Raw genomic sequence first — 21,883 nt, 5'->3', positions numbered from 1 at the left:
CTTGATGGATGGCCTCTGCCGGAGGCCATCGTTGACTAGGGCCAAGAGTGTTGCTAGCGTTTCACCTGAGCGCGAAACCAGCTGCCATTCAGCGGTATTAGCTGGTGTAGGAACCCCGTCGATGGCTGAATCATCAGCGTCGGGTGAGACCTCCACACCCCGGCTTGAGGGTGTGTATATGAATATCAAGCACAGACATAGGGCCACTGGTGACAGTGGCCCTTTTCGTTGCTCGCCAGAAAGGTGTACCGCTTGTAAAGCAGCTTACCGTGGCGATGCTTGTTCAGTGCCTTTGCATCGCATTGCATGAAATTCCACAGCGTTTTGCCTCTATCGAGCGTCACGACCACCAGCATCTGCCGCTTGGTTTCGTAGACGCCAATGAAAGCCAGCCTGTGGGTGCGATTGGTGTAGGCGACCTGCCAGATCTCAAATGGTCCGAGCAGCGTATCCAGCGCTACTTTCACATAGCGTTCCCGGGCGTCTTGCCGCTTTTCGAAGATGTGATAGAGACAGCTCCGCTGAATCCGAACATCACCCATTGGCGTTTTGACAGTTACAACACCGGCTTTATCTGTATCCAAGCCCAGATACTGTGCAGCGAGTTCAATTGCGGAGTCATGCGAATCGGCAGCAGCCAGCTCTTCGATAGCCTGGGCACGTAATTCACGTGCAAGCGTTCTGAGGTCCGGTAGTTTTTCATCCAGCCAAGTGTTCTGGCCTTTGTTCTCGGCGATCTTCGCGACTGGGTTGTTGGGGCTCAATGCAATACCTGGCTGCGATCAGTGTCGCTGACGCGATGGCGGCAAGTGAGCCTAGGGAGAAGGGTTTCCTCGAACAATCAGACGGGGAGTGACTCGTCTTGTAGGGCGTTTCCTAAATGGGGTTCCAGCCGTCCCGCTATCGCGAGGCAAAAAAAAAGAGGGCTGAGCCCTCTTCCTATGTTTATGCGTCTTTCTTCAATCCGCATCCGAAGCAAACAACCGCTCCAACTCCACCCGCGCCTCCTTGGCCGTCTGCATCACCTTGGCCCGGTCATCGCGCACCTGCCCCTGGGCCACCAGCACCTCTTCGTCATGCTGGGTAAACCGCTCGATGCGGTCCGCCGCCTGCTCGTCGCTCAAGCCCAACCCCACCAATGCCCGGCGGGTCATCTCGAGGCTGGAGTAGAACGTCTCGCGAATCGGTTCGGCACCGGCATCCACCAGTTTGTGCACATGCTGGCGGTTACGCGCTCGGGCGAGCACTTTCAGGTGCGGGTACAGGCGTTTGACCCGCTCTGCCGTATGGATGGCGGCCTCCGGATCATCGATGGTGATGATGAAGTACTCCGCCTCACCCACCTTGGCCGCATGCAGCACCTCAGGGCGCAGCGGATCGCCATAGAACACCGGCACCTGTTCGAACATGCGCGTCATCTCGATGGTGTCCACCGACGTTTCCAGGGCAATGAACGGGATCTTCTGGGCGCGCAGGATGCGCGCGACGATCTGGCCCATGCGGCCCATGCCGACGATTACCACCCGTGGCGTGTCGGTCTGGATCTGCTTGTACTGCTCGGGCACTTCACGCACCGCTTGCGGGCGCTTGAGGGCGCGGGCGCAGCCAATCATCAGCAGCGGGGTAGTCGCCATCGACAGGGTGATGGTCATCAACAGCAGGTCGTAGGTCTGAGTGTCGAACAGGCCCTGGTCCTTGCCCAGCTTGAACACCACGAAGGCGAACTCGCCCCCTGCGGCCAGCACCATGCCCAGGCGCAGCGCACTGGCGCTGCTCAGGCCACCGGCCAGGCGGCCGACGCCGATCAGCAGCACCAGCTTCACCGCCACCAGCAACAGGGTCAGCCCCAGCAGCACCAGCGGCATCTCCAGCAGCAGGCGCAGGTTGGCCCCCATGCCGACGCTGATGAAGAACAGCCCCAGCAGCAGGCCCTTGAACGGTTCGATCTGCGATTCCAGCTCGTGGCGGTATTCCGAGTCGGCCAGCAGCAGGCCGGCAAGGAAGGCACCCAGGGCCATGGAGATACCAGCCTGTTCCATCAGCCAGGCGGTGCCGATTACCACCAGCAGCGCGGTGGCCGTGGACACTTCCGGCAGGCGCGTGCGGGCCACGGTGCGAAACACCGGGCGCAGCAGGTAACGGCCACCAACGATGACCACGGCGATGCTGGCGAACACCTTCAGGCCATGCTCCAGGCTGTCGCCACCGCTGGTGTCCGGACCACTGGCGGCCAGCAGCGGGACCAGGGCGATCAGCGGGATCGCGGCAATGTCCTGGAACAGCAGGATGGCGAACGCCAGGCGGCCGTGTGGCGCGTTGAGCTGCTTGCTCTCGGCCAGGCTCTGCAGGCCGAGGGCGGTGGACGACAAGGCCAGGCCCAGGCCAAGCACGATGGCTGCCGGTAGCGTCTGGCTGAAGCCGAACAGGGCGATGGCGCCGATCACTGCGCCGGTCAGCAGCACCTGGGCGGTACCGACACCGAACACCGCCTTGCGCATCAGCCACAAGCGCTTGGGCGACAGTTCCAGGCCGATGATGAACAGCAGCAAGACCACGCCCAGTTCGGAAATGTGCGCCACGCTCTCGGTGTCGCGGATCAGGCCAAGTGCCTGCGGGCCGATGATTACCCCGGCAAGCAGGTAGCCGAGCACGGCCCCCAGCTGCAGGCGCTTGGCCAGGGGGACGGCGAGGACCGCGGCGAGCAGGAAGATCACGGCGGTTTGCAGAAGGCTGCCTTCGTGTGGCATTGGCTCGTACTCCATGAGCTGCCGGGGCAGCGTTAGACCAGTTTGGCGGACAATTCTGGGGGTTGTGATGGAGTCGGACAATCTGCTATTGCGGAGAAACATTGTCCCGGCACAGATGACAACCTGCGGTGGTCTCTTCGCGGGCACGCCCGCTCCCACAGGTACAACACTGCCCCTGAGGCCGGTGTTATCGCTGTGGGAGCGGGCATGCCCGCGAACAAGGCAGCGCAGATCCGACTATTCACCGCCACCAAACTGCGCCCGATACTGCGCAGGCGTCATGCCAATCCGCTCGCAGAACACCTTGCGCAAATGCCGGTCACTACCAAACCCGCACTGCGCCGCCACTACCTTCAAGGGCAGGTCGGTGCCTTCCAGCAGTTTGCGCGCCCGGTCGATGCGCGCATTCTGCAGGTACTGCAGCGGCGTGATCCCGACCTCGCGCAGGAACGTCCGGGCAAAGTTGCGCCCGCTCATGGCCACCAGGTTTGCCATTTTCTGTACGGTGAAGGCTTGCTCGATATGGTCGACGATATACGCCTGCACTCGGGCAATCGGCGAATCGTCCCGTGGTACAGCCGCCAGCAGTGGCCCATAGGGTGTCTGCCCGCCCTGGCGATGGCGAGCGACCAGCAGCACCTTGGCCACTTCCAGGGCCAGCGCCTTGCCATGGTCCTCGGCCACCACCGCCAGCGCCAGGTCGATGCCAGCGGTGATGCCGCCCGAGGTAATCAGGCAGCGATCTATCACGTAGATCTGCTCGGTCTCGACCTTGGCCTCGGGGAACGCCTTTGCCAGGCGCTCCACGTAGTTCCAGTGGGTGGTGCAGCGATAGCCATCCAGCAGCCCGGCCCGCCCCAGCAGGAACACCCCGGTACAGATGGCGCCGAAGCGCCTGGCCCGGCGCACGGCCTGGGGTAGCCAGCGCTCGATCCCGGGCAGGGCGATGTCATAGGCCCCCGGGCCGCCTGGCACCAGTAGCAGGTCGACGGATTCCGGCAGGTCTTCCAGGCGCCGGTCAGCCATCACTTTCAGGCCGCATGAACCACGCACCGCTGCTGGTCCCTCGGCCAAGGTCAGCAGCCGGTACTGCCGTTCTGCCGGCAGGAACCGGTTGGCAATGGCGAATGCGTCCATGGGGCCGGTGACATCCAGCAGCAACACATCGTTGAACAGCACCATGGCCACGGTGCGGTGGGCGGGTTTTTCCTGCATGCCTCTTTCGCCTTGAATGCCGGCCACTGGCAGCGGCCGGAAGCTGAATACGAAACGCATCTTAAGGTATCGGCAAAACAGCCTGGGCCAGCAGCGCACAATTAACAACTATTCAGGTTTGGCTCAGGACTTTGTCATGCGCCGGGGGCGAGACTTCCTGCCATTGAACAGGAGAGTCGCCATGCACCCTGGGACGCCCGAAGCGCCGCTGCAAACCCCCGGCGCACTAACGCCCGCGCGGCTGCGCCGGGCCAAGGAACTGATGTTGCACAGCCCGTTGTCGATCATCGAGATCGCCGCGGTATGCAACCTCACCCGCAGCCATTTCTCCCGCGCGTTCAAAGTAGCTACCGGCCTGTCGCCCCAGGCCTGGCGCCTGCTGGCGCGCATGGAAAAGGCCAAGCGCCTGCTCGCCACCGAGGCGCCCATCACCCACGTGAGCCTGGAATGCGGCTTTTGCGACCAGGCCCATTTCACCCGCGCCTTCAGCCGTCTGGTCGGCCAGCCGCCGAAGGCCTGGCGTCAGGCGCAGGTACTTTCTTAAGCCGAAGCTATCCGCCGGTATAACCCCTGCGGAGAGTGCCGGCCCGTTATCCCAACCCAAGGAGTCACCCCCATGAGCCAACCCGATTACAAGCGCTTGAACAAAGACGACGCCGTGGTGCTGCTGGTCGACCACCAGACCGGCCTGATCTCGCTGGTACAGGATTTCTCGCCCAACGAGTTCAAGAACAACGTGCTGGCGCTGGGCGACCTGGCCAAGTTCTTCGGCCTGCCGACCATCCTCACCACCAGCTTCGAGCAAGGCCCGAACGGCCCGCTGGTGCCCGAGCTGAAAGAAATGTTCCCGGACGCGCCGTACATCGCCCGCCCAGGCCAGATCAACGCCTGGGACAACGAAGACTTCGTCAAGGCAATCAAGGCCACTGGCCGCAAGCAGCTGATCATCGCCGGTGTGGTGACCGATGTGTGCGTGGCTTTCCCGACCCTGTCGGCGCTGGCGGAAGGCTTTGAAGTGTTCGTGGTGACCGATGCCTCGGGCACCTTCAACGAGACCGTGCAGCAGGCAGCCTGGGTGCGCATGACCCAGGCGGGTGCGCAGATGATGAACTGGTTCTCGGTGGCCTGTGAGCTGCACCGCGACTGGCGCAACGACATCGAAGGGCTGGGCAACCTGCTGTCGCAGCGCATCCCCAACTACCGCAACCTGATGAACAGCTATGCGGCCTTGAGCTCGCGTTGATGCAGACCTGCGCCGGCCCATCGCGGGTTTATCCGCGAAGGGGCCGGTACAGGCTAGGCTCTGTACGAAAAGCCTTGATACTTGTTCATGCTGCGTTGAGAACAGCCTGACCTGCGTCTCAAGACTTTTCGTACAGAGCCTAGGAAGGATTCACCGGCAGGGTGAAACGAATCCGGCAGCCACCCAGCTGCGACACCAGCGCCTGCAACTGCCCGCCGTGCGCCTGGGCCACCGAGCTGCAGATCGCCAAACCCATGCCCATGCCACCGGTCTTGGTGGTATGAAACGCATCGAACACACGCTGGCGCTCGGCCGCAGCGATCCCCGGCCCGTTGTCGTCGACGCAGATCTCCACGCCATCCTCGACCAGTGCCGAGGCAATCCGCAGCATCCCATCGCTGCGATACCCCGCCAACGCCTCCAGGGCATTGGTGATCAGGTTGAATACCAGCTGTTGCAACTGCACCGGGTCTGCCATCAAGCACACCCCGGCCTGCAACTGCGTCTGCACGTCGACCCGGCTCCTGGTGGCATCGGCCGAGGTCAGGCGCACCACCTCGCGGATCAGCTCGTCCAGCTTCACCGCCTTGAGTTGCATCGGCGACTGCTTGGCCAGCGCCCGCAGCGCCCGCACGATGTTGGCGGCTCGTTCGCTGTCATTGCGGATGTCTTCCAGGCCGGCAATCGCTTCTTCCAGGTCGGGTTTGGCGCGTTTCAGCCAGCGCAGGCTGGCCGCGGCGTTGGAAGCGATACCCAGCAGCGGCTGGCTGATTTCGTGGGCGATGGATGCCGACAGCTCGTTCATCACCTGCAGGTGCGCGCTGCGCGCCAGCTCGGACCGCGAGCGGCGCAGTTCGGCTTCCATCTGGGCGCGGGTCTGGTTGTCTTCGGCCAGGCGGGTATAGAACTTGGCAGTTTGCAGCGACACCGCTGCCTGTGAGGCGAGGATTTCCAGCATGGCCAGGCGCTGGCTGCCGAACAGGTTCGGCACCAGGCGGTTTTCCAGGTACACCAGGCCGATCAGCACGCCCTGGATTACCAGTGGCAGGCACAGCACCGAGCGGGCATTGCGCGCCTGCAACTGCTGGCGGAAGGCCTCCGGGCAATCGCTGAGCGCATCGTTGAGCACCAGCGGCTTGCGGGTGCGCATGGTGGCGTTGATGACCGACAGCGGCGCCTGGGTCATGAACTTCTGGCAATTGTCCATGCTCACGTGCAACCCATCATCGTCGATGTAGGCGAGGGCGGCCATCTGGAACTCGGCGCCACTGACGATCAGCAACGCACCATGATCGGCGCCGGAGTGCTGGGTCAGGTGGCCCATCAGGGTTTCGATCAGGCCTTCGAGCAGCACTTCCTCGGACAACGCGCGCGCGGCTTCGATGCCGGCTTCCAGGTCCAGCTTGGCCTGCTGGGTGGCGCGATAGGTCTCCTGGATTGGCTGGGTGCGCAGGAACGGGTGCAGCGTCTCCAGCTGGTGCACCTTGCCGGTCGCGCCCCAGATATGGAAGCAGTCGCGGGCGATACGCAGGTGCAGGTTGGCGCCAGAAATCAGGCCGTTGGGGATGCACACCTCGGCCAGTTGTTCATGAGCCAGCGCCTGCTCATGGATGAAGCCGGCGGTGGTGGCAGCGATCTGCGCCTGGTCGAAGCAGCGGATCGCGGCCAGGCCGTCGCCTTCGAGCTTGGCGATCACGCCTTCGATCAGCAGCAGCTTGTTGCGGAAGGTGGCCGGGTTGAAGCCGGCCCAGCGGCTGAAGCGTTCACGCACGGCCTGCAGCTCGCGCAGCTTGTCGGCCTGGCAGCCGGGTGCCTCCGGGCTGCCCAGGGCCAGGCCGCGGAACAAATGGCAGTCAGCCAGGTTGATATGCGCCGGTGCTGCCCACGCGTTGTCAGCGGCCAGTGCCAGGTTGCGCATGGCCTGCGCAATATTGCCCATGTAGAAGGCGCCCATGCCGCTGAACAGGTGCTGGAAGAACCGCGTGGTGGGCGATTTCGACGAGGTGGCCGAGGCCGGGCAGGGCATGCCGCTCAGGGTGGCGACGAACGCTTGCTGAGCTTGCAGGATCTGTTCTACGTCGCGGTAGCCGTGGCGGCGCACGGTGGCCAGGCCTTGCGCCACTTCGTCGACCACTTCCGGCAGATAGCGGCCCATGAACAGCGAGTCGGAAACCAGGTGGTTGCAGGCATAGCAGCTCATTGCCAGGTCGCCGCTCAGGCGCGCCGAATCGACCGCATCCAGCGCAGTGCGGCGGGCGAACTCCATGGGCGAGGTCCAGGCACTGACTTGGTCCAGGGCCAGCAGCACGCTGGTCAAGTCGGCCTCGAAACCGTGCCGTTCGATCAGCTTGAGCGCGGCCAGGCAGCAGGCATGGCCGTCATGGTAGGCGCCGAACCGCTCGGCAATCATCACCCCATACCAGGCCATGCCGTAGGTACTGCCTGGGGCAACGCCGTGCAGCAGCGATATCTCCATGAGTTTGGCCAGGTGCAGGAAGCAGATGTCATCCTTCACGAAAAACGATGATGACAGCGTGGCCAGCAGGCTGATCGCAACCGTTACCTCCTCCGAGTCGGTGCGCGGCAGCGATTCCAGGCAATGTCGGCCTTGCTGTTCGACCAAAGCCTGTACCTGGGCATGACTGGCCTCGACCTGTTGCCAATCGACGCCCCGTACCGGGCTCATACCAAGCAAGTCCAAGCCGGACAGGGCGCTGTCGATAGCCGCCTGATAGTCGCCGCGCAGGGTTTGCAGCAGCGCCTGCAGCCGGCACGCCCGCGCCTGGTCCAGCAACGAGCGTGCGCGCTGGTGGCACTCGGTGAGGCGCGCCTCGGCGCTGCCCGTCCGCGATAGCTGGATGTCGCACTCGGTCGCCATGCAGGCGATGGCAAAGCCATGCGTGGCGCGGCTTTCCAGCGAGGCACAGTGGTGCAGCAACTGCTCGGCGGTGTGCAGATAGTCAGCGGTTTGCTCGAAGGCGCCGCCGTCGCGTGCGCGTGCTGCGGCTTCGCGTAAAAGCTGCAGGAACGCTTCGCAGTCATCCGCTGCAAACCCGCATGGGCTGGCGCGTTGCAGCTGGCTGGCGAGTTCGAACAGCACCTCGTGCAGGTGCCCTGGCCAAACCTTGCGCATGGCCAGGGCAATGCGGGCATGCAGCGAGGGACGCTCGTGCTCGGCGGTCAGCGCGTAAGCGGCTTCCATCACGCGGTCATGCGTGAAGTTCAGGCCGTTCTGGCCCGGTTGCAGGAAGCCCGCGCCAATCAAGGCTTTCAACGGTTCGCCTGGCGGCTGCGCGAGCACCTGCCGGAGCAGGCGTTCATCGCAGCGGCTGCCCGCCGCGCTGGCGACCCGCAACAGCTCGCGTTGCGCTGCCGGCAGGCGCGCCAGGCGCTGCACCATCAGGTCGGCGACATTGTCGGCGTAGCAATGTCGGGCCACGGCCTGCAGCGACCACGACCAGCGCATGGCCTGGGTGTCGAAGGTGAACAGCTGGTCTTCGACCATGGCCTTGAGGATCTGGTTGATGAAAAACGGATTGCCGGCGGTCTTGTCGTGCACCCGTTCGGCCAGCGGCAACGCGTCCTCGGTGGCGACGTGGTAGCGCTCGCCAATCAGCTCGGTCACCGCCTCCACAGCCAACGGCTGCAGGCTCAGCGTGGTGCTGCGCAGCGCTGCGGGGATGGCCAGCGGCGCGCTGCTGGCGGGCGCGTCGTTGCAGCGGGCGAAAATCAGCAACAGGTTATCGGACGCGTCAGCCAGCAGTTGGGCCAGCAATTGCCGGCTGGCGTCGTCGGCCCATTGCAGGTCGTCGAAGAACAACACCAGCGGTTGCCCGGGGCGACTGAACACCTGCAGGAATTCGATGATCGCGTGCAGTTCCTTGTGCAGCGCAAGGCGCGTGAGCTTGGCCGGTAGTTGTGGCAGCGGGCCGAGGATGAGTTGCAGGTCCGGCGCCAGTTTGCCGAGCAGGCGGCCATGGCCTTTGATGCGGCGCAGGATCTCGCGACGCAGGGTGTCGAGGTCCTGGCTGTTGGTGGCCAGCAACTGGGTAGTCAGCGCACCGAGGATTTCAACCCAGGGCGTGTAGGGCACGGCCTGGGCCAGGCTGTTGCATTTGCCGACGGCCCGGTAGCCCTCGACGTCGGCCTTGAGTGCGGCTTCGACCAGGCTCGACTTGCCCATGCCGGCAGCACCGTTGACGAGCAGTACCTGTGGCCTGCTGTCGCGGCGCATGGCCTTGAGCAGCTGGGCGATGGCTTGTTGTTCGGCGCTGCGACCATACAGGCGTGCGCGGCTGGGCGCGACCGGGTCGGCGCAGCCTGGAGTGAAGGGAGCTATGGCTTGCGTGGCGGCCCACTGCCGCTGGCAGTGAGCCAGGTCCACTGCAAGGGCGCGCGCGCTCTGGTAACGGGCGTCCGGCTCTTTGGCCAAGGCCTTGGCCAGGATCAGGCTGAGGGGGGGTGGCACGTCGCTGTTCACATCGCAGGCCGCTCGCGGCTGTACGCCGGCATGCAGCTGGCGCCAGTGCTGGGTGTCGCGCCCGGCCAGGGGCAGCTCGCCCAGCAATAGCTGGTAGAGGATTGCGCCCAGGGCATAGATGTCACTGCGGCGGTCGCTGCTGCTACCGTGCGGGCAAACCTGTTCCGGTGCCAGGTAGGCCCAGTTGCCGAGCGGGGTACCCTGTTCGCTGGTCCGCTGTGCCGGGTCGGCGCGAAAGAAGCCCAACCGTACCCGCTGCTGGGCACCCAGGCACACGTGCTCGGGCTGCAGCGCGCCGTGCAGTACATTGCGTTCGTGCGCCAGCGCCAGTGCATGGGCTGCATTCACTGCGATGTCGAGAAACGGCGTCAGCGCCACCGGGCCTTGCGCGATCAGGTCGGCAACTGAGCGGCCAGCCGGATACACCAGCAGCGGGCCTTCGGCCGAGCGCACGAATGCCGACGGGATCACCGCCCACTGCGGGTCCAGTTGCAGGCGGTAGTCACGTTCCAGGCGCTGGCAGGCAGTGGGGGCCTCGAGCGGGGCGCGCACGGCGATCCAGGCCTGGTGGGTAGCCGGGTCGCGCAGGCGGAAGTAGCTGAGCTCACCTTCCTGGCCCAGTGCGCTGATCTCGCATCGGTTCAGCCAGCCCTCATCGATTGACTGGTCGTAATCGATGGGCCTGTGGGCAAGGCGTTCATCGAGCATAGAGCACCCCCGGCTAGCGACATCCTGAGGCGCGAGTATACGCAGCGAGCCCAGCAAGGATGCGGGTTGCAGCTTGCTTGGCAGGAACGGGCACGCTGTTGTCCGTTATCGTCCCCTTGGGGCTGGCGGGCTTTTGTATAGTCCTCAAGCCAACCTATCCCTCGGGATAATTGTCTGAACGCGTACGCTGGCCTAGGCTGCCCAGGCAGCGAAAACGCCCGTGCCCGCGCGAGGAAGCCATGATCCGAATAGGCAATGCCCAGGTGTCGCTGGAGCGGCGCGAAGTCTTTGTCGACGGCAAGCCGATCCTGCTGGGGGGGCGTGCGTTCGAGGTGCTGGCCACTTTGATCAGGGCCAACGGCCGGGTCGTCGGCAAGGAAGAGCTGTTCAGCCAGGTGTGGGCCGGCACGGTGGTCGAGGACAATAACCTGCAGGTGCAGGTGTCCTTGCTGCGCAAGGCCTTTGGTGACCGTGGGCTGATCCAGACCGTGCCGCGTCGAGGTTATCGCCTGGCCGCCGAAATCAGCCTCGAAGTGCCAGGCCAGGTGATGAGCAAGGCATTGCTGCGCAGCGTGGTCGAGACCGTCGAGCCGCTTGGTGAGCGCTTGGAGGTGCCGGTGCTGGTCGTGGATGACGACCCGTCAGTGCGCACTGCTCTGGGCCGCCTGTTGCGCTCGCAGGACATCCCGCATCACTTGTTTGCCAGTGCCGAGGCGTTGTTCGAAGCCTGCCTGGAAACGCCCTGTGCCTGCCTGCTGCTGGACATGCACCTGCCCGGCACCAGCGGCCTGGAGGTACAGGAGGCACTGCGCCGTCTGGCGTTGCCCTGGCCGATTGTGTTCATGACTGGCTTCGGCACCATTCCGATGACCGTCCAGGCCATGCGTGCCGGGGCGGTGGAATTCCTGACCAAGCCGTTCGAGGAAGACCAGTTGCTGACCCTGTTGCAGGCGGTGCGCAGCCGTGCCGTGACCGAGGGACGCAAGTGGCACCACGCGCGGCAGGTCGAGGAAAAGTACCAGCGCCTGACCCAGCGTGAACGCCAGGTGTTCTCGCTGGTGGTCGGCGGTTTGTCGCACAAGCAGATCGCCCGGCAGATCGGCACCAGCGAGGTGACCACCAAGGTGCACAAGAAGAACATCATGAACAAGATGCAGTCCCGCTCGCTCGTTGAGCTGGTGGCCATGCACAACGTCCTCGGAGCACGACCTGAGGGCCTGGGCGGCGCATGAGCAGAGGGGTGTGCATCGTCGACGACGATGCGTCGGTGCGTAAAAGCCTGGCCAACCTGCTGCGTTCGGCGGGCTTCGAGACCCTGACGTTTGCCGCGGGGGAAGCCTTCTTGGCATCGCCACTGGCGGGCGAGGCGGGGTGTGTGTTGCTGGACCTGAAGATGCCGGGCATGAGCGGGCTGGAGGTACAGCGTGAGCTGGCGCAGCGGAGCTGGCGCTTGCCGGTGATCTGCATGTCGGCGCACTGGGATGATGGCTCGGTGCAGGCGGTGATGGGCCAGGGGGCGCTGACCTGCCTGGGCAAGCCGTTTTCTGAAGAGGTGTTGCTCAAGGCGGTAGAGCAGGCACTCGCCGCTAGCCGATGACGCGCGGGCTCCGCACCAATACTGCAGTCGACTCAGCACACCTGCACAATCAATTTAATGACAATCCCTTCTTTGAAGGCCGCTCTCCTGTTGAAGTAATGGCTCAGGGCGACCTAATTTCTATCTACGAAACGTTCAAGCGCATCCAGCGTCTGGAATGGCTCGCTCAGCCTTGAGCGTGTGGTTCAAGATTGTATACCTAAGGTCGGTATCCAGGCTTAAAACTGACATATACACTTCAATTGCAATTGGTTAGTTTAGCATCAGCAGTATTGGGTGCCGCATATCTGCCATCGCGTTGATGGCTGCTTAATTCCTGCTTCTAGATTGTCTCGGGTTTAAGAATAAAGGCTTGATATGAGCGATAGAGTGGTGAAAGCTGCAATGCGCTCGATCAATAGAAGTTGTCGATCACTTGCTCCTCAGAATAAGTTAGTTGCGAGGAATTTATTGATATTAAAGGTGAGGTGATTAGTCGCCCTGCCGATGTTCGCCTCCTCGGTTTGCCGTCTACCACGGCAGGCTAAAGCGCGGGGTTTACAAGTTGGCTGCCACTCGTCGACTAGTGGAAGAAAACCTAGGAATCGCTGGAGAAATACTGGACAAAAAGCCACCATAAGCGATAATCTTACGCATGGCTTAGTGCAATGGCTTTTTACTGCTTAGCACTTTAAATGGAATGGAGTCCTAAAAATGTTAGCTCGCAATGATTCAGCCTGTTAGTTGTACTGCTTAGGGCAAGAATTGGTTTCATGAGTTGACGACTCTGAGAAACAACCTTATGGCAGGGCATATCAAATGGCGAACGGAAAAATACTTAGGCAGCTCTTAAAGGCGGGGGCGATCGGAGACCAGGCGGCGTTCCGCCGTGCCTCTGAAGCTATTATCGAAGAAGAGCGCCAAAAGCAGCATCACTTACTTGCAAACGATTTAGAGCAAATCCTCTATGGCGGGGATATGCATATTCAGTCTGCCCGAAAGCCCCAGTTTGCTGCAGACATCCCCGTAGACAAGGAGCGTGGGCTCCCTTTGCTCGACATCAGACCTCCCAAGCGATCGCTGGAGGAGATCATTCTCCCCGAGAGCAGTGCGTCGATGATCGAGGAAATGCTGGAGGAACATCGCCGATCAGACGTGCTGCGCAGCTATGGCATGAAGCCGTCAGGCAAAGTGATTTTCTTTGGCCCGCCCGGATGTGGTAAGACCTTGGCTGCGGAGGTCATTGCCTTCGAACTGGATCGTCCGCTTGCCATTGTCCGTCTCGATGCGTTGGTCTCCTCTTTCCTGGGTGAGACAGCAGCCAATTTGCGGAAGGTTTTCGATTTCATCGCCAAACATCAATTGGTCGTTCTTTTTGATGAGTTTGACGCCATTGGGAAAGAGCGCGGCGATAGCGGTGAGCACGGTGAGCTCAGGCGCGTAGTTAATGCCGTTTTGCAGATGATGGATGCCTATGACGGGCAGAGCCTGATCCTGGCGGCAACCAACCATGAAAATATTCTCGATTCGGCAATTTGGCGTCGATTTGATGACGCTATTGAGTTTCCGCTGCCCGATCGTAAACAACTGACAGCATTGTTGCAGCTCAAGCTGCGGGGTATTCGCCGCCAGTTCGAGCTAGATGACGCCGAATTACTGAAAGAATTCGATGGCAAAAGCGGTGCGGATGTTGAACGTGTTGTTCGGCGGGCTGTTAAGCGTATGATATTGCGGAACCAAGAGTTCCTTACCGTCAAAGAGCTGCGTAATGCACTGGTGCGAGAGGGACTTCGAAAGCACTAAACCGCTGCTATCAAGGATGATGAATTGGCAACTTACAAGCACCTCAGCTTCGAGCGCGAGAACCTGGACAACCGCCGTCGGACGAAAAATCCGCCTAAGTTCACCAAGCGTGATGACCTGCGCGGTCATGGGCAGAAGCTCAATGGTTACTTCGCAACAGCGGCAGGTCTCGCAGCGAAGCAGCACAAGTCTGCTGAGAATTCCCCGTTTGTGTTCAAGCTGCAGTACGACGGGGCCCTGACCTTCGAGAATCTCCAGAAGCATGGGTTGGAGTTCATCAGTCAGGAAGGCAAGCAGGTTTGCGTGGTGTTCGCGACTGAAGCGGGCTTGGCCATTTTCCAAGACCACCTAAGCAGGCTGGGCGTGCTCGGACAGAGTGTCAGCTACAAGCAGATCCTTGAGGCCATTGAGGTTATTGATGCGTGGTCTGCCGAGGACCGAAAGAGCTGGGCCTTGCGCAACATTGGCCTGCCAGATGACGAAACGTTCAAGCTGGATGTAGAGCTGTGGCCGCATCATGTAGCCAATCACCCTGCACGCATTCGCCTTTGCGCAGCATTTGAGAAGTGGCTGGGTGAGGTCGACATTAAGACTATCCACAAGCTAAATTTCGACAGCCTGGTGATGTACCGCGTCGAGGTAAACAATGCTCACGCGGAGATGTTGCTGGAGCATAGTGACGTGCGCTTGGTCGACCTAATTCCTCAGACCGGTATTTCCTATCCCCAGCTGAACCGCGACATTGTCGACATTCCAGCGAACATCCCGCGGCCTCCTGAAGATGCGGCGCGTGTTTGTATCCTCGACAGCGGTATCAATACCAACCACCCACTGCTCCGTTCGGCCATAGCGGAAAGCGAATCGTTCGTTGCTGATCAGGACGCCTTCGACGAGGCCGGCCATGGCACCGCCGTGGCCGGCATTGCACTTTATGGTGATGTGGAGGCATGCGATCGAAGCAACTTCTGGCATCCCCAGTTCTGGCTGTACAACGGCAAGGTCATGCGCAAGTGTCCAGACACCAGCAATGCCGTGTATGACGAGCACACGGTAGAGGCGACGTTGACAGAGGCGGTGGAGCACTTCGTAGATCTGGGGTGCCGGATCTTCAATTTGTCGTTGGGGAACAGTAATGCCCCCTACGACGGAACACACATCCGAGGCCTGGCCTATATCCTCGATGTGCTCGCTCGCAAACACAACGTGCTATTCGTCGTTTCAACCGGCAATTTCACCGGTTCTGAGGAGCCGCCGGTGCCCTTGAACAGCTGGCGGGAGGAGTACCCCGAATATCTCTTGCACGAGCGCAGCGTCATCATTGACCCTGCACCTGCGTTGAATGTGCTCACCGTGGGCAGCATTTCCCGACATGACGCCACTTTCGATAGTCAGCGACATCCTGAAATCCACCAGCTGTCGCCCGCATCGGAGAACCAGCCTTCGCCGTTCACCCGGCATGGCCCATCAGTAAAAGGCGCTTTGAAGCCTGAGCTGGTAGCCCATGGCGGTAACCTGGCGTGTCCGGTGCATTACAAGGATCAGCAGTGGAAGACCGATATGCGCGGTCTGGGCGTGCTGACCATGAACCATCAGTTCCAAGGCAATACGCTGTTCAAGGAAATCAGTGGTACTAGCTTCTCTGCTCCTTACATCACTCACCTGGCAGGTCGGCTGCTAAACGAATACCCAGAGGCTTCAGCCAATCTTCTTCGAGCAATGCTTGTGAACCATGCCTCGCTGTCGAGTGAGGTGGAAAGCACCTTCTCTGACGAGATGCGGAAGGGATACAAAACCAACAAGGCCACCTACAACCGTGAGATTTCTCGTGATGTCGGCGGATACGGACAGGTGAGTGAGAGCGACTTGTTCAGATCCTCGGATCAGTGCGTGGTGTTGATGTGTGAAGAAAGTATTGAAAAGGACTCGTGTCAATTTTTTGAGCTGCCGCTTCCTGCTACCTATCTCCGTAAGACCAGGGGGCTAAGGGAATTGAGCGTCACTCTGGCGTATTCGCCAGCTGTGCGAACTACACGTCTGGATTACCTAGCAACTCAGATCAGTTTCCGTCTGGTCAAGGGGGCTTCACTGGATGAGGTGGAGGCCTACTTCAACAAGGACAAGCAAGACGAGAATGAAACCCGTAGGGATGATGCCGAGCAGAACCGAGATATCTCCGCTCAGTTGAGAAGCCGCGGCACCGTGCAATCGTCCAGATGGACCTTCAAGCAGCGCAACCCTACGGAGAAATGGTTTGTCGTCGTGATCCGTCAGGATCGAGAGTGGAACCATCAGGACGTTCTAGACAAAGAGCCCTATGCGCTTGTGGTGACGGTAGCTGACCGCGACAACGAGCAAGCTCAGCTGTACACCGAAATCCAAGCCCAGCTCGCGTTGCAGCTTCAGGCACGGGAAGAAGCGCGTCAGCGGGCGGCATTGTAGGCACTCTACGCGGCTCAACGAATAATCATTAAAGCTTGCCCTGCACTGACCTCGGCGCTTGAACTATCTGGTATCGTGATCTTCAGTTCGACCATTCGGCGTCCCGTTGAGGGGTGGTGTGGGGCTACTCGTTCGGCGAGTAGCCACATAAGCTCGGGGTTGGTCGCATTAATTTCGATTTTCACATATATTTCGAAAACATATATCTGCTTTAATTGCTTATCATGTAGGTTGAGATCGTGGCGTATCCAGACTATTACGTTTCTGCTGTCAATTATAATAGTGACAATACTCATATTCAAAGCTGAGGGTGCATGCCGTCAATCAGGAGAATGGCAACTTCAATGTCGGCAAGTTTGAGGACTTGACCCGTCCCCAGGTGATCGAGTTAATTCGCAAGAAGTAAGCCTTTACCACCATCGTCAAGAAAGATAATAAATGGAGCTTGGGGGCCAAGCTCGAGATTATTTCAGTTACTACTGATTACCTGAAAACAAAGAACGACAGCTCGACCAAGGACAATCTTAAGAACCTGCCGACGATCTAGCTGCTCCATGTTGCTTTTGGTCATCAGGGCTGAGTGCCTTGATGACCTCTGTCGATCGCCACCCTTTACCCTATGGTAGAAACTGAGGTGCGAAGACCACCGTACGGTATTGACCTCCAACGGTGCTCGACTTATTACCCTGCGGGCTGATGCAATATTCCTAATTGGAATTCATTTCGACCACCGCATTTGTTACACACCCAATGCACACCTTGAGAGAATTCTCGAGGGTAAATAGGCTTTGGGTGACCGCAGCCAGGATTTGGACACGGTATTTCTTCTGTGCGAGCATCCACTTCGAATCTACCGTCCAGTGTGCGTCTGATGGCGTAGCTAGCCATACACCTAAAGCAATCAGCTATTACTTCATCCTTGTCTCGGGGTATTCTCTTGCGAATACGTGCGTTGCACTCGCCGCAGTCAAAGCTGGAGAATATTCCAAGCGTGCTGTTGAAAACTTGAGAAGCTAGGACCTTATCGAGGTCTCTCGAAACTTCCTCACACCGCTTGCGTACTATCTCAGGGCTAGGGATTGATTCTGAAAGGGTTTGCTTTATTGAGGGTACATGCAAAAAACTACCCAGCGCGTCGTAGTGCCGCCTGATCGCCTTAATGTTAAATACAACTTCTTTCCCCAAATTGTGTATCACCTCAGGTTTTTCCCCTGGGGACGATTCAATTCCAAAGCTGATTGTACTGTCTGAATCTGCAGTCGGATCAATCTCCAAAAGAACGGCCATAACCTTCTTGGGCTGCCAGGTCTCATACTCTTTGGGTGGGAACTCGCTTTTGTAGGCAGAAGCTCTGTCGTAAGTGACGGCTTCGATCGCCATGCGGAGCTCAAGGGCGGCATATTTCAAACGATGATCTTCGTTGCTGGCGAGTTCAGACTGCGCCGACGCCAGCGCTATCCTTGCCCGAGATCTGTAGGTGCTCATGGAGACACTCCCTTCAAGACACGCTCGCAGCTTCCAACGCTGCCATTGATTTCCGCTCAACGTATTGCAGCCGAGCTTTTTTATCAACCGGTACGATGGAAACATCAGGAACGATGACTTCGTCCCATTCCTCATCGAGCCCGCGTACTGACATGACTAAAGCGCAACGATCCCGCAGCTTCGTTCGGTACGCAGATAGCCGCAATCAAGCCAGCCGTGAGTGTTTCCTGAGTGAGATGGCACAGGCCTTGCTGAGTAGAGCGTTTTCTAGTCGTTAGGTTAATGGCGCCATGTAAGCGAGCACTCTTTGGTGAGAGCGCCATTATAGATAACCCATCACTGATGTAGATTGCTGCGCTTACCTTTTTCGAACTTCTCCTGACTTACTTCGGAAGTGTCTGGCTTCGATGCTTTCGAGCCTAATGATATAAGTGGGCTATATAGTATGTGGCTTGATGGCTAGACGTAGCAGGTCCGCTAGTGGTATTAGCTATGAAAAAATTTCGCTTATTAAAAGTCCGATATTAATAGGTTGCCACCAGTGCGGGGTTTTATTAGTATTTGCTGGTTTTGGTATAAATTTAATTAAGTTAAAGGATAAGGGAAATGAAGGAGTCGCGAGCTCAAGGGAGCGATCTGCTAAATGAGAAACGTGTATTGCAAGAGCTCAGGTCGTTGCTTCCTAGGTATCTGGAGCATCTTAAGACTGAAGGTGAGCCAGGCTATTTAGGTTCATTTTACATATTTGAGGAAAGTGAGAGGCTGCATGATGCATTGTTCTCAACTGAATATGCCAGGAGGCACTTAGACTGGGATTTTTTCCAGAGCACGCTCTATGCCGTTATCTATCATGAAGAAATTCATGATGCTGCTGAGATCGTTAGTCGAATGGTGGCTATTCTTGAAGCCTCTAAAGAGTCGCGGGACTGGATAGTGATTAATCCCATAAAAACAAATCCAGTATTTACAATGTTCCGGAAGCAGCCATGGGCGGGAGTAAAGAAATTCGGAAGATTTCATTTGATCCCATCTACAACCACCCCTAAGGAGCTAAAGTCAAGGCTAAAAAAGGTATATGGGGTTAACGATGTGTGCCCGAGAAGCTTCGCATATCAAAGCGATGACGGGAAAAGTGATTCGGCGTTGAAGAAACTACCGATGTTGACATTTGAGGTGCACGGATCTGAAGACGCCCGGGATGAAAACGCTGAGTCAAAACAAAGCTATTTCTTCAGCTTGCTTGAGTTATATGGGATTCTGAGCGGTGGGCGGCGTTACCCCTGGCCTAACGGACCAAGACCAGTTGATCATGCATTTTTCATTGGGAAAAATGGCGGTGAGATAGATCGAGCAACATTGGATTTTCGCTGCATCCTAAGTGCTGATCTTTCTGATGATTTCTTTAAATATCTCAAAAGTCACCATTTTGAAGATTTTTCCAATCATGTATTTTTCCGGAGCGACAAGGTCTTCTCGAGAATAAAAAGCGCGCTATATTTTTTCATGAAAGGTATGAACTCTGGTGATAAGGTGCTAGAGTTTGTTAGCTATGTAATTGCTCTCGAAGCTTTGTTCTCAAGAGACAAAAATACGCCAATAAAAATTACGCTAGCAGAGTATACAGCTCTTCTGTGCTATCCGAAGTCTAGGCGTTTAGCGATGCACGACAAAATAAAGGATATATATGATGTTCGCTCAAAACTAGTTCACACTGGAAGATTTAGACTGGAGCACTCAATGATAGATGAAAGTAGAGAGATTGCTGCAACAGCCATTTACCATTACTTCAGACTTTATAAAAAGCTATTAGATGCCCAGCGCCCCATCGATATCGAGAAGCAATTGTTTGATCACTTGAGGGATTTGCGTCTAGGCATTGCCTGAACACGTCCACCCTCAGTCAGCGCAGACATTGCTTGTCTGTGCTGATTTCAATCTCCAGATGTGCGGTATGAAGCTTTTTCCAGTGCAATGAATGTCGATCTAAAGAGCACATCCTAATCCACTAGCAACGAGCCGCACTTCACCTTTAAACACAGGTGTCGCAGAAGCGTCCTCGGCAATCTGAGCCCAAGGACGTCATCTGCTTTTGCCGTCTTGAGGTCAACGCCGGGGCTGGGTGTTGCGGAAATCCGAGACCGCCTTTTGGTATCCCATCCTGATTCCCATATTCACCAGCTCAGCGGAAAGCACGTTGAAACCTCCCGCTTGCGCTACGCGCACATTGGCTGCTGCGGCTCCGAAAATTACACGGCCATCTGGCAAAGAAAGCGGTGCATAGAAGTCGAATGCATCGGACATGGCTGACTCCTGATAAGTACACAGTCGGTGGTAGATACCGCCGAAACGGTATCTCATAAGCATAGACGCCGTTTCAACTGCGGGGCCGGGTTACGACGATCTGCTACCTCAATTCCTTTTCAGGGGCTGAGTTTCTTCAGGAGGCACGCAGTGCCGACTCATCGGAACCTAGTATTTCAGTCGCATTTATTTCGAAACATTCGCATTTAATTCGAAAGCCGACAGAACCCGAAGCGTGCCCGTACCGACTGATGTAGAGCCGTTTGCCACTGCAGAACACACCAATTAAGGCGCGGCATTAACGGCGGAACGGCCGGGCCGCGCGTGCGTTTTGTCCACCAGCCGCTCCAGAATGGAACGCTGGCAGCCTTTTCGCACACGGCACATCGCTTCGACTCAGTCGTCGTAGTGGTAGCGGCATTGCAGGATGGTGAGAACCTCAGCCTCGTAGAAGTAAACCAGGCGGTGCTCTTTGGTGATGCGGCGGGACCAAAAGCCGGTGAAATCGCCCTTGAGGGCTTCTGGCTTGCCGATTCCCTTGAAGGGATTGCGGCGGCATTCTTCGATCAGGCGGTTGATGTTGTCCAGAATCTTCGCATCGGCCTGCTGCCAGTGGCAGTAGTCCTCCCATGCTTCATCCGTAAACTTCAAGCCTGCGCTGGTGCGGGCGTTATCTTTGTTGCTCTGTTTCTGCTTGCTCATTGGTGATCAGTTCCTTGGTTACGGCTCGGCCGGCCTGGAGCTGGGCAATGGAAGCGCGAAGGCGTGAGGCATTCTTGGACGAGGCCATTAGGTGTAGGGTCTCGTTCATCCCGTTGTAGTCCTCCAGAGAGAGCATTACGACAGGCTCGCCACGCTGGCGCGTGATGATAGCGGGCTCGTGATCCCGGCAAACATCATCCATTGTCTGCTTCAGTTCGGCGCGAGCCTGGCTAAAAGTCAGTACGTGCATTTGTTAATCCTCGGCTGCTTACTTGCCAGCCAGATTGATCCCCCAGTAGAAGCCTGCATAGCAAGGCTACGGGGGAGGCGTTTCAAATGGCGCAATTCCCGCGTCCAAGGACATGCGGGAGGGCCGTGAAAAAATCCTTTAAACAATATTGGGCTGAAACTCCCGTCAGACTCTGACCGGATCCCAGTATTGGCGCATTCTCCTTAGCGACAGATGAATTGTACAAAAGGTTGTACCATCCCGTCAAGGGCCGGTATGAAATAGCTCTTGACATCCATGTCACTGACCGGTACCAGCCTTGGTTGCCTTCAGCTGGATAGTCCTACAGCAACTGCCGCACATAACCCGTAGTGCCCCCGATCGCGTTTGCTTGAGCGGCCGCCACACGGGCACTTGTTGCCCTCCAAGAACCTGGCCACCGCTGCGTTGATGGCCGCACTGTTGTTGCGCCTGGGCATTCCGTGGCCCAGTGCCTTGGCCACACGTTTGTAGTCCCGGCGTATCCATGCGCCGTCGGGTTCGTCAGCCAAGCCGTCACCGATCATGTCGCCCAGCTTGATCAGGTCTTTGCGGCCCTTGCGCTTCGGGTCGGGTAAACGCACCCTCAACCAGTTCCGTCGTTTTACCGGCCGAGCCGAAGGCCTGTCGATCACCTTCGAGGCGCACCTGCTGGGGTCGAAGGTCGAATACGACGAAGAAGCCGGCACCCTGATCATCAAGGGCGTGCCAACCCAACTGGTTGACCAGATCAAGCGCCACGCAGGCTAACCAGGTCCTCGCGCTTTGCGAGAGCTCCTCTCAGCTCAAGGACACCGGCGCGCAAGGGCCGGCGGTTCACATGGGTACCCTCGTCCGCACCTACATGTTCTCGATCAACTTCCGGGGGCCTGTGCGCCACATGCGGACGGTGGGTATACGCATCGTTCTTCGAGTT

At 58.5% G+C, this 21,883-nt stretch carries 15 protein-coding genes and 1 pseudogene; 8 read left to right on the top strand and 8 right to left on the bottom strand.

Annotated features, from left to right (window positions below):
- Positions 1 to 185 precede the first annotated feature (185 nt).
- From ACJA3S_RS25095 to ACJA3S_RS25085, 3 genes are all read right to left on the bottom strand, one after another.
- Positions 186 to 764: a PBECR2 nuclease fold domain-containing protein gene (locus ACJA3S_RS25095; protein WP_406820362.1), complete on the bottom strand. Its 579-nt coding sequence runs from the start codon at positions 762 to 764 to the stop codon at positions 186 to 188.
- Positions 765 to 959: 195 nt separating this feature from the next.
- Positions 960 to 2,747 (bottom strand): monovalent cation:proton antiporter-2 (CPA2) family protein, encoded by a 1,788-nt coding sequence (locus ACJA3S_RS25090; protein WP_406820361.1) that lies wholly within the window; start codon positions 2,745 to 2,747, stop codon positions 960 to 962.
- Between the two features lie 237 nt (positions 2,748 to 2,984).
- Positions 2,985 to 3,962 (bottom strand): GlxA family transcriptional regulator, encoded by a 978-nt coding sequence (locus tag ACJA3S_RS25085; protein ID WP_406822311.1) that lies wholly within the window; start codon positions 3,960 to 3,962, stop codon positions 2,985 to 2,987.
- Positions 3,963 to 4,143: 181 nt separating this feature from the next.
- Here ACJA3S_RS25085 and ACJA3S_RS25080 point away from each other — a divergent pair, with 181 nt between their 5' ends.
- Positions 4,144 to 4,506, top strand: a complete 363-nt coding sequence (locus tag ACJA3S_RS25080) for a helix-turn-helix domain-containing protein (protein ID WP_170033726.1) — start codon at positions 4,144 to 4,146, stop codon at positions 4,504 to 4,506.
- Between the two features lie 72 nt (positions 4,507 to 4,578).
- A complete protein-coding gene (gene ycaC, locus ACJA3S_RS25075; protein ID WP_170033724.1) occupies positions 4,579 to 5,205 on the top strand; it encodes an isochorismate family cysteine hydrolase YcaC in 627 nt (208 codons plus the stop codon).
- A 139-nt stretch (positions 5,206 to 5,344) separates the two neighbouring features.
- Here the strand turns inward: ycaC and ACJA3S_RS25070 are convergent, their stop codons facing one another.
- The gene (locus ACJA3S_RS25070) at positions 5,345 to 10,393 is read right to left on the bottom strand and encodes an AAA family ATPase (protein WP_406820360.1); all 5,049 of its coding nucleotides are present in this window, start codon (positions 10,391 to 10,393) and stop codon (positions 5,345 to 5,347) included.
- Positions 10,394 to 10,632: 239 nt separating this feature from the next.
- Between ACJA3S_RS25070 and ACJA3S_RS25065 the strand changes: the two genes are divergently transcribed.
- The 4 genes from ACJA3S_RS25065 (at position 10,633) to ACJA3S_RS25050 (ending at position 16,211) form a co-directional block, all read left to right on the top strand.
- On the top strand, positions 10,633 to 11,625 hold the full coding sequence (locus ACJA3S_RS25065; protein ID WP_406820359.1) for a response regulator: 993 nt from the start codon (positions 10,633 to 10,635) through the stop codon (positions 11,623 to 11,625).
- Complete coding sequence (locus ACJA3S_RS25060; protein WP_406820358.1) at positions 11,622 to 11,990, top strand: response regulator transcription factor; 369 nt, start codon at positions 11,622 to 11,624, stop codon at positions 11,988 to 11,990. The genes ACJA3S_RS25065 and ACJA3S_RS25060 overlap by 4 nt, the downstream gene beginning before the upstream one ends.
- A gap of 798 nt (positions 11,991 to 12,788) precedes the next feature.
- Positions 12,789 to 13,772: an AAA family ATPase gene (locus tag ACJA3S_RS25055; protein ID WP_050703253.1), complete on the top strand. Its 984-nt coding sequence runs from the start codon at positions 12,789 to 12,791 to the stop codon at positions 13,770 to 13,772.
- Positions 13,773 to 13,796: 24 nt separating this feature from the next.
- Complete coding sequence (locus ACJA3S_RS25050) at positions 13,797 to 16,211, top strand: S8 family peptidase (protein WP_406820357.1); 2,415 nt, start codon at positions 13,797 to 13,799, stop codon at positions 16,209 to 16,211.
- Positions 16,212 to 16,892: 681 nt separating this feature from the next.
- Here the strand turns inward: ACJA3S_RS25050 and ACJA3S_RS25045 are convergent.
- The gene (locus tag ACJA3S_RS25045) at positions 16,893 to 17,696 is read right to left on the bottom strand and encodes a hypothetical protein (RefSeq protein ID WP_406820356.1); all 804 of its coding nucleotides are present in this window, start codon (positions 17,694 to 17,696) and stop codon (positions 16,893 to 16,895) included.
- A 606-nt stretch (positions 17,697 to 18,302) separates the two neighbouring features.
- On the opposite strand from ACJA3S_RS25045, the gene ACJA3S_RS25040 reads away from it, so the two are divergent.
- Positions 18,303 to 19,580 (top strand): hypothetical protein, encoded by a 1,278-nt coding sequence (locus ACJA3S_RS25040; RefSeq protein WP_406820355.1) that lies wholly within the window; start codon positions 18,303 to 18,305, stop codon positions 19,578 to 19,580.
- Between the two features lie 219 nt (positions 19,581 to 19,799).
- Here ACJA3S_RS25040 and ACJA3S_RS25035 read toward each other — a convergent pair whose 3' ends face one another.
- The 3 genes from ACJA3S_RS25035 to ACJA3S_RS25025 form a co-directional block, all read right to left on the bottom strand.
- Positions 19,800 to 19,997: a hypothetical protein gene (locus ACJA3S_RS25035; protein ID WP_152993855.1), complete on the bottom strand. Its 198-nt coding sequence runs from the start codon at positions 19,995 to 19,997 to the stop codon at positions 19,800 to 19,802.
- A 396-nt stretch (positions 19,998 to 20,393) separates the two neighbouring features.
- The gene (locus ACJA3S_RS25030; RefSeq protein WP_406820354.1) at positions 20,394 to 20,699 is read right to left on the bottom strand and encodes a Txe/YoeB family addiction module toxin; all 306 of its coding nucleotides are present in this window, start codon (positions 20,697 to 20,699) and stop codon (positions 20,394 to 20,396) included.
- Positions 20,668 to 20,949 (bottom strand): type II toxin-antitoxin system Phd/YefM family antitoxin, encoded by a 282-nt coding sequence (locus ACJA3S_RS25025; RefSeq protein ID WP_050703256.1) that lies wholly within the window; start codon positions 20,947 to 20,949, stop codon positions 20,668 to 20,670. The genes ACJA3S_RS25030 and ACJA3S_RS25025 overlap by 32 nt, the downstream gene beginning before the upstream one ends.
- Positions 20,950 to 21,543: 594 nt before the next feature.
- Between ACJA3S_RS25025 and ACJA3S_RS25020 the strand changes: the two are divergent.
- Positions 21,544 to 21,717 (top strand): annotated as a pseudogene (locus ACJA3S_RS25020) (nucleoid-associated protein); the annotation flags it as partial.
- Positions 21,718 to 21,883: the final 166 nt, after the last annotated feature.

The organism is Pseudomonas sp. KnCO4 (assembly GCF_045344305.1).
Taxonomy (GTDB): Bacteria; Pseudomonadota; Gammaproteobacteria; order Pseudomonadales; family Pseudomonadaceae; genus Aquipseudomonas; species Aquipseudomonas anuradhapurensis.
The sequence above is the reverse complement of the archived record's forward strand: the minus strand, read 5'-3'. Positions and strand labels throughout refer to the sequence as shown.

Excerpts from the sequence above, each read along its gene's own strand:
- ACJA3S_RS25080 (WP_170033726.1), top strand. The coding sequence starts at position 4,144 with ATGCACCCTGGGACGCCCGAAGCGCCGCTGCAAACCCCCGGCGCACTA.
- ACJA3S_RS25070 (WP_406820360.1), bottom strand. The coding sequence starts at position 10,393 with ATGCTCGATGAACGCCTTGCCCACAGGCCCATCGATTACGACCAGTCA.
- ACJA3S_RS25060 (WP_406820358.1), top strand. The coding sequence starts at position 11,622 with ATGAGCAGAGGGGTGTGCATCGTCGACGACGATGCGTCGGTGCGTAAA.
- ycaC (WP_170033724.1), top strand. The coding sequence starts at position 4,579 with ATGAGCCAACCCGATTACAAGCGCTTGAACAAAGACGACGCCGTGGTG.
- ACJA3S_RS25045 (WP_406820356.1), bottom strand. The coding sequence starts at position 17,696 with ATGAGCACCTACAGATCTCGGGCAAGGATAGCGCTGGCGTCGGCGCAG.
- ACJA3S_RS25025 (WP_050703256.1), bottom strand. The coding sequence starts at position 20,949 with ATGCACGTACTGACTTTTAGCCAGGCTCGCGCCGAACTGAAGCAGACA.
- ACJA3S_RS25055 (WP_050703253.1), top strand. The coding sequence starts at position 12,789 with ATGGCGAACGGAAAAATACTTAGGCAGCTCTTAAAGGCGGGGGCGATC.
- ACJA3S_RS25035 (WP_152993855.1), bottom strand. The coding sequence starts at position 19,997 with ATGTCCGATGCATTCGACTTCTATGCACCGCTTTCTTTGCCAGATGGC.
- ACJA3S_RS25085 (WP_406822311.1), bottom strand. The coding sequence starts at position 3,962 with ATGCAGGAAAAACCCGCCCACCGCACCGTGGCCATGGTGCTGTTCAAC.
- ACJA3S_RS25030 (WP_406820354.1), bottom strand. The coding sequence starts at position 20,699 with ATGAGCAAGCAGAAACAGAGCAACAAAGATAACGCCCGCACCAGCGCA.
- ACJA3S_RS25065 (WP_406820359.1), top strand. The coding sequence starts at position 10,633 with ATGATCCGAATAGGCAATGCCCAGGTGTCGCTGGAGCGGCGCGAAGTC.
- ACJA3S_RS25090 (WP_406820361.1), bottom strand. The coding sequence starts at position 2,747 with ATGCCACACGAAGGCAGCCTTCTGCAAACCGCCGTGATCTTCCTGCTC.
- ACJA3S_RS25040 (WP_406820355.1), top strand. The coding sequence starts at position 18,303 with ATGAAGGAGTCGCGAGCTCAAGGGAGCGATCTGCTAAATGAGAAACGT.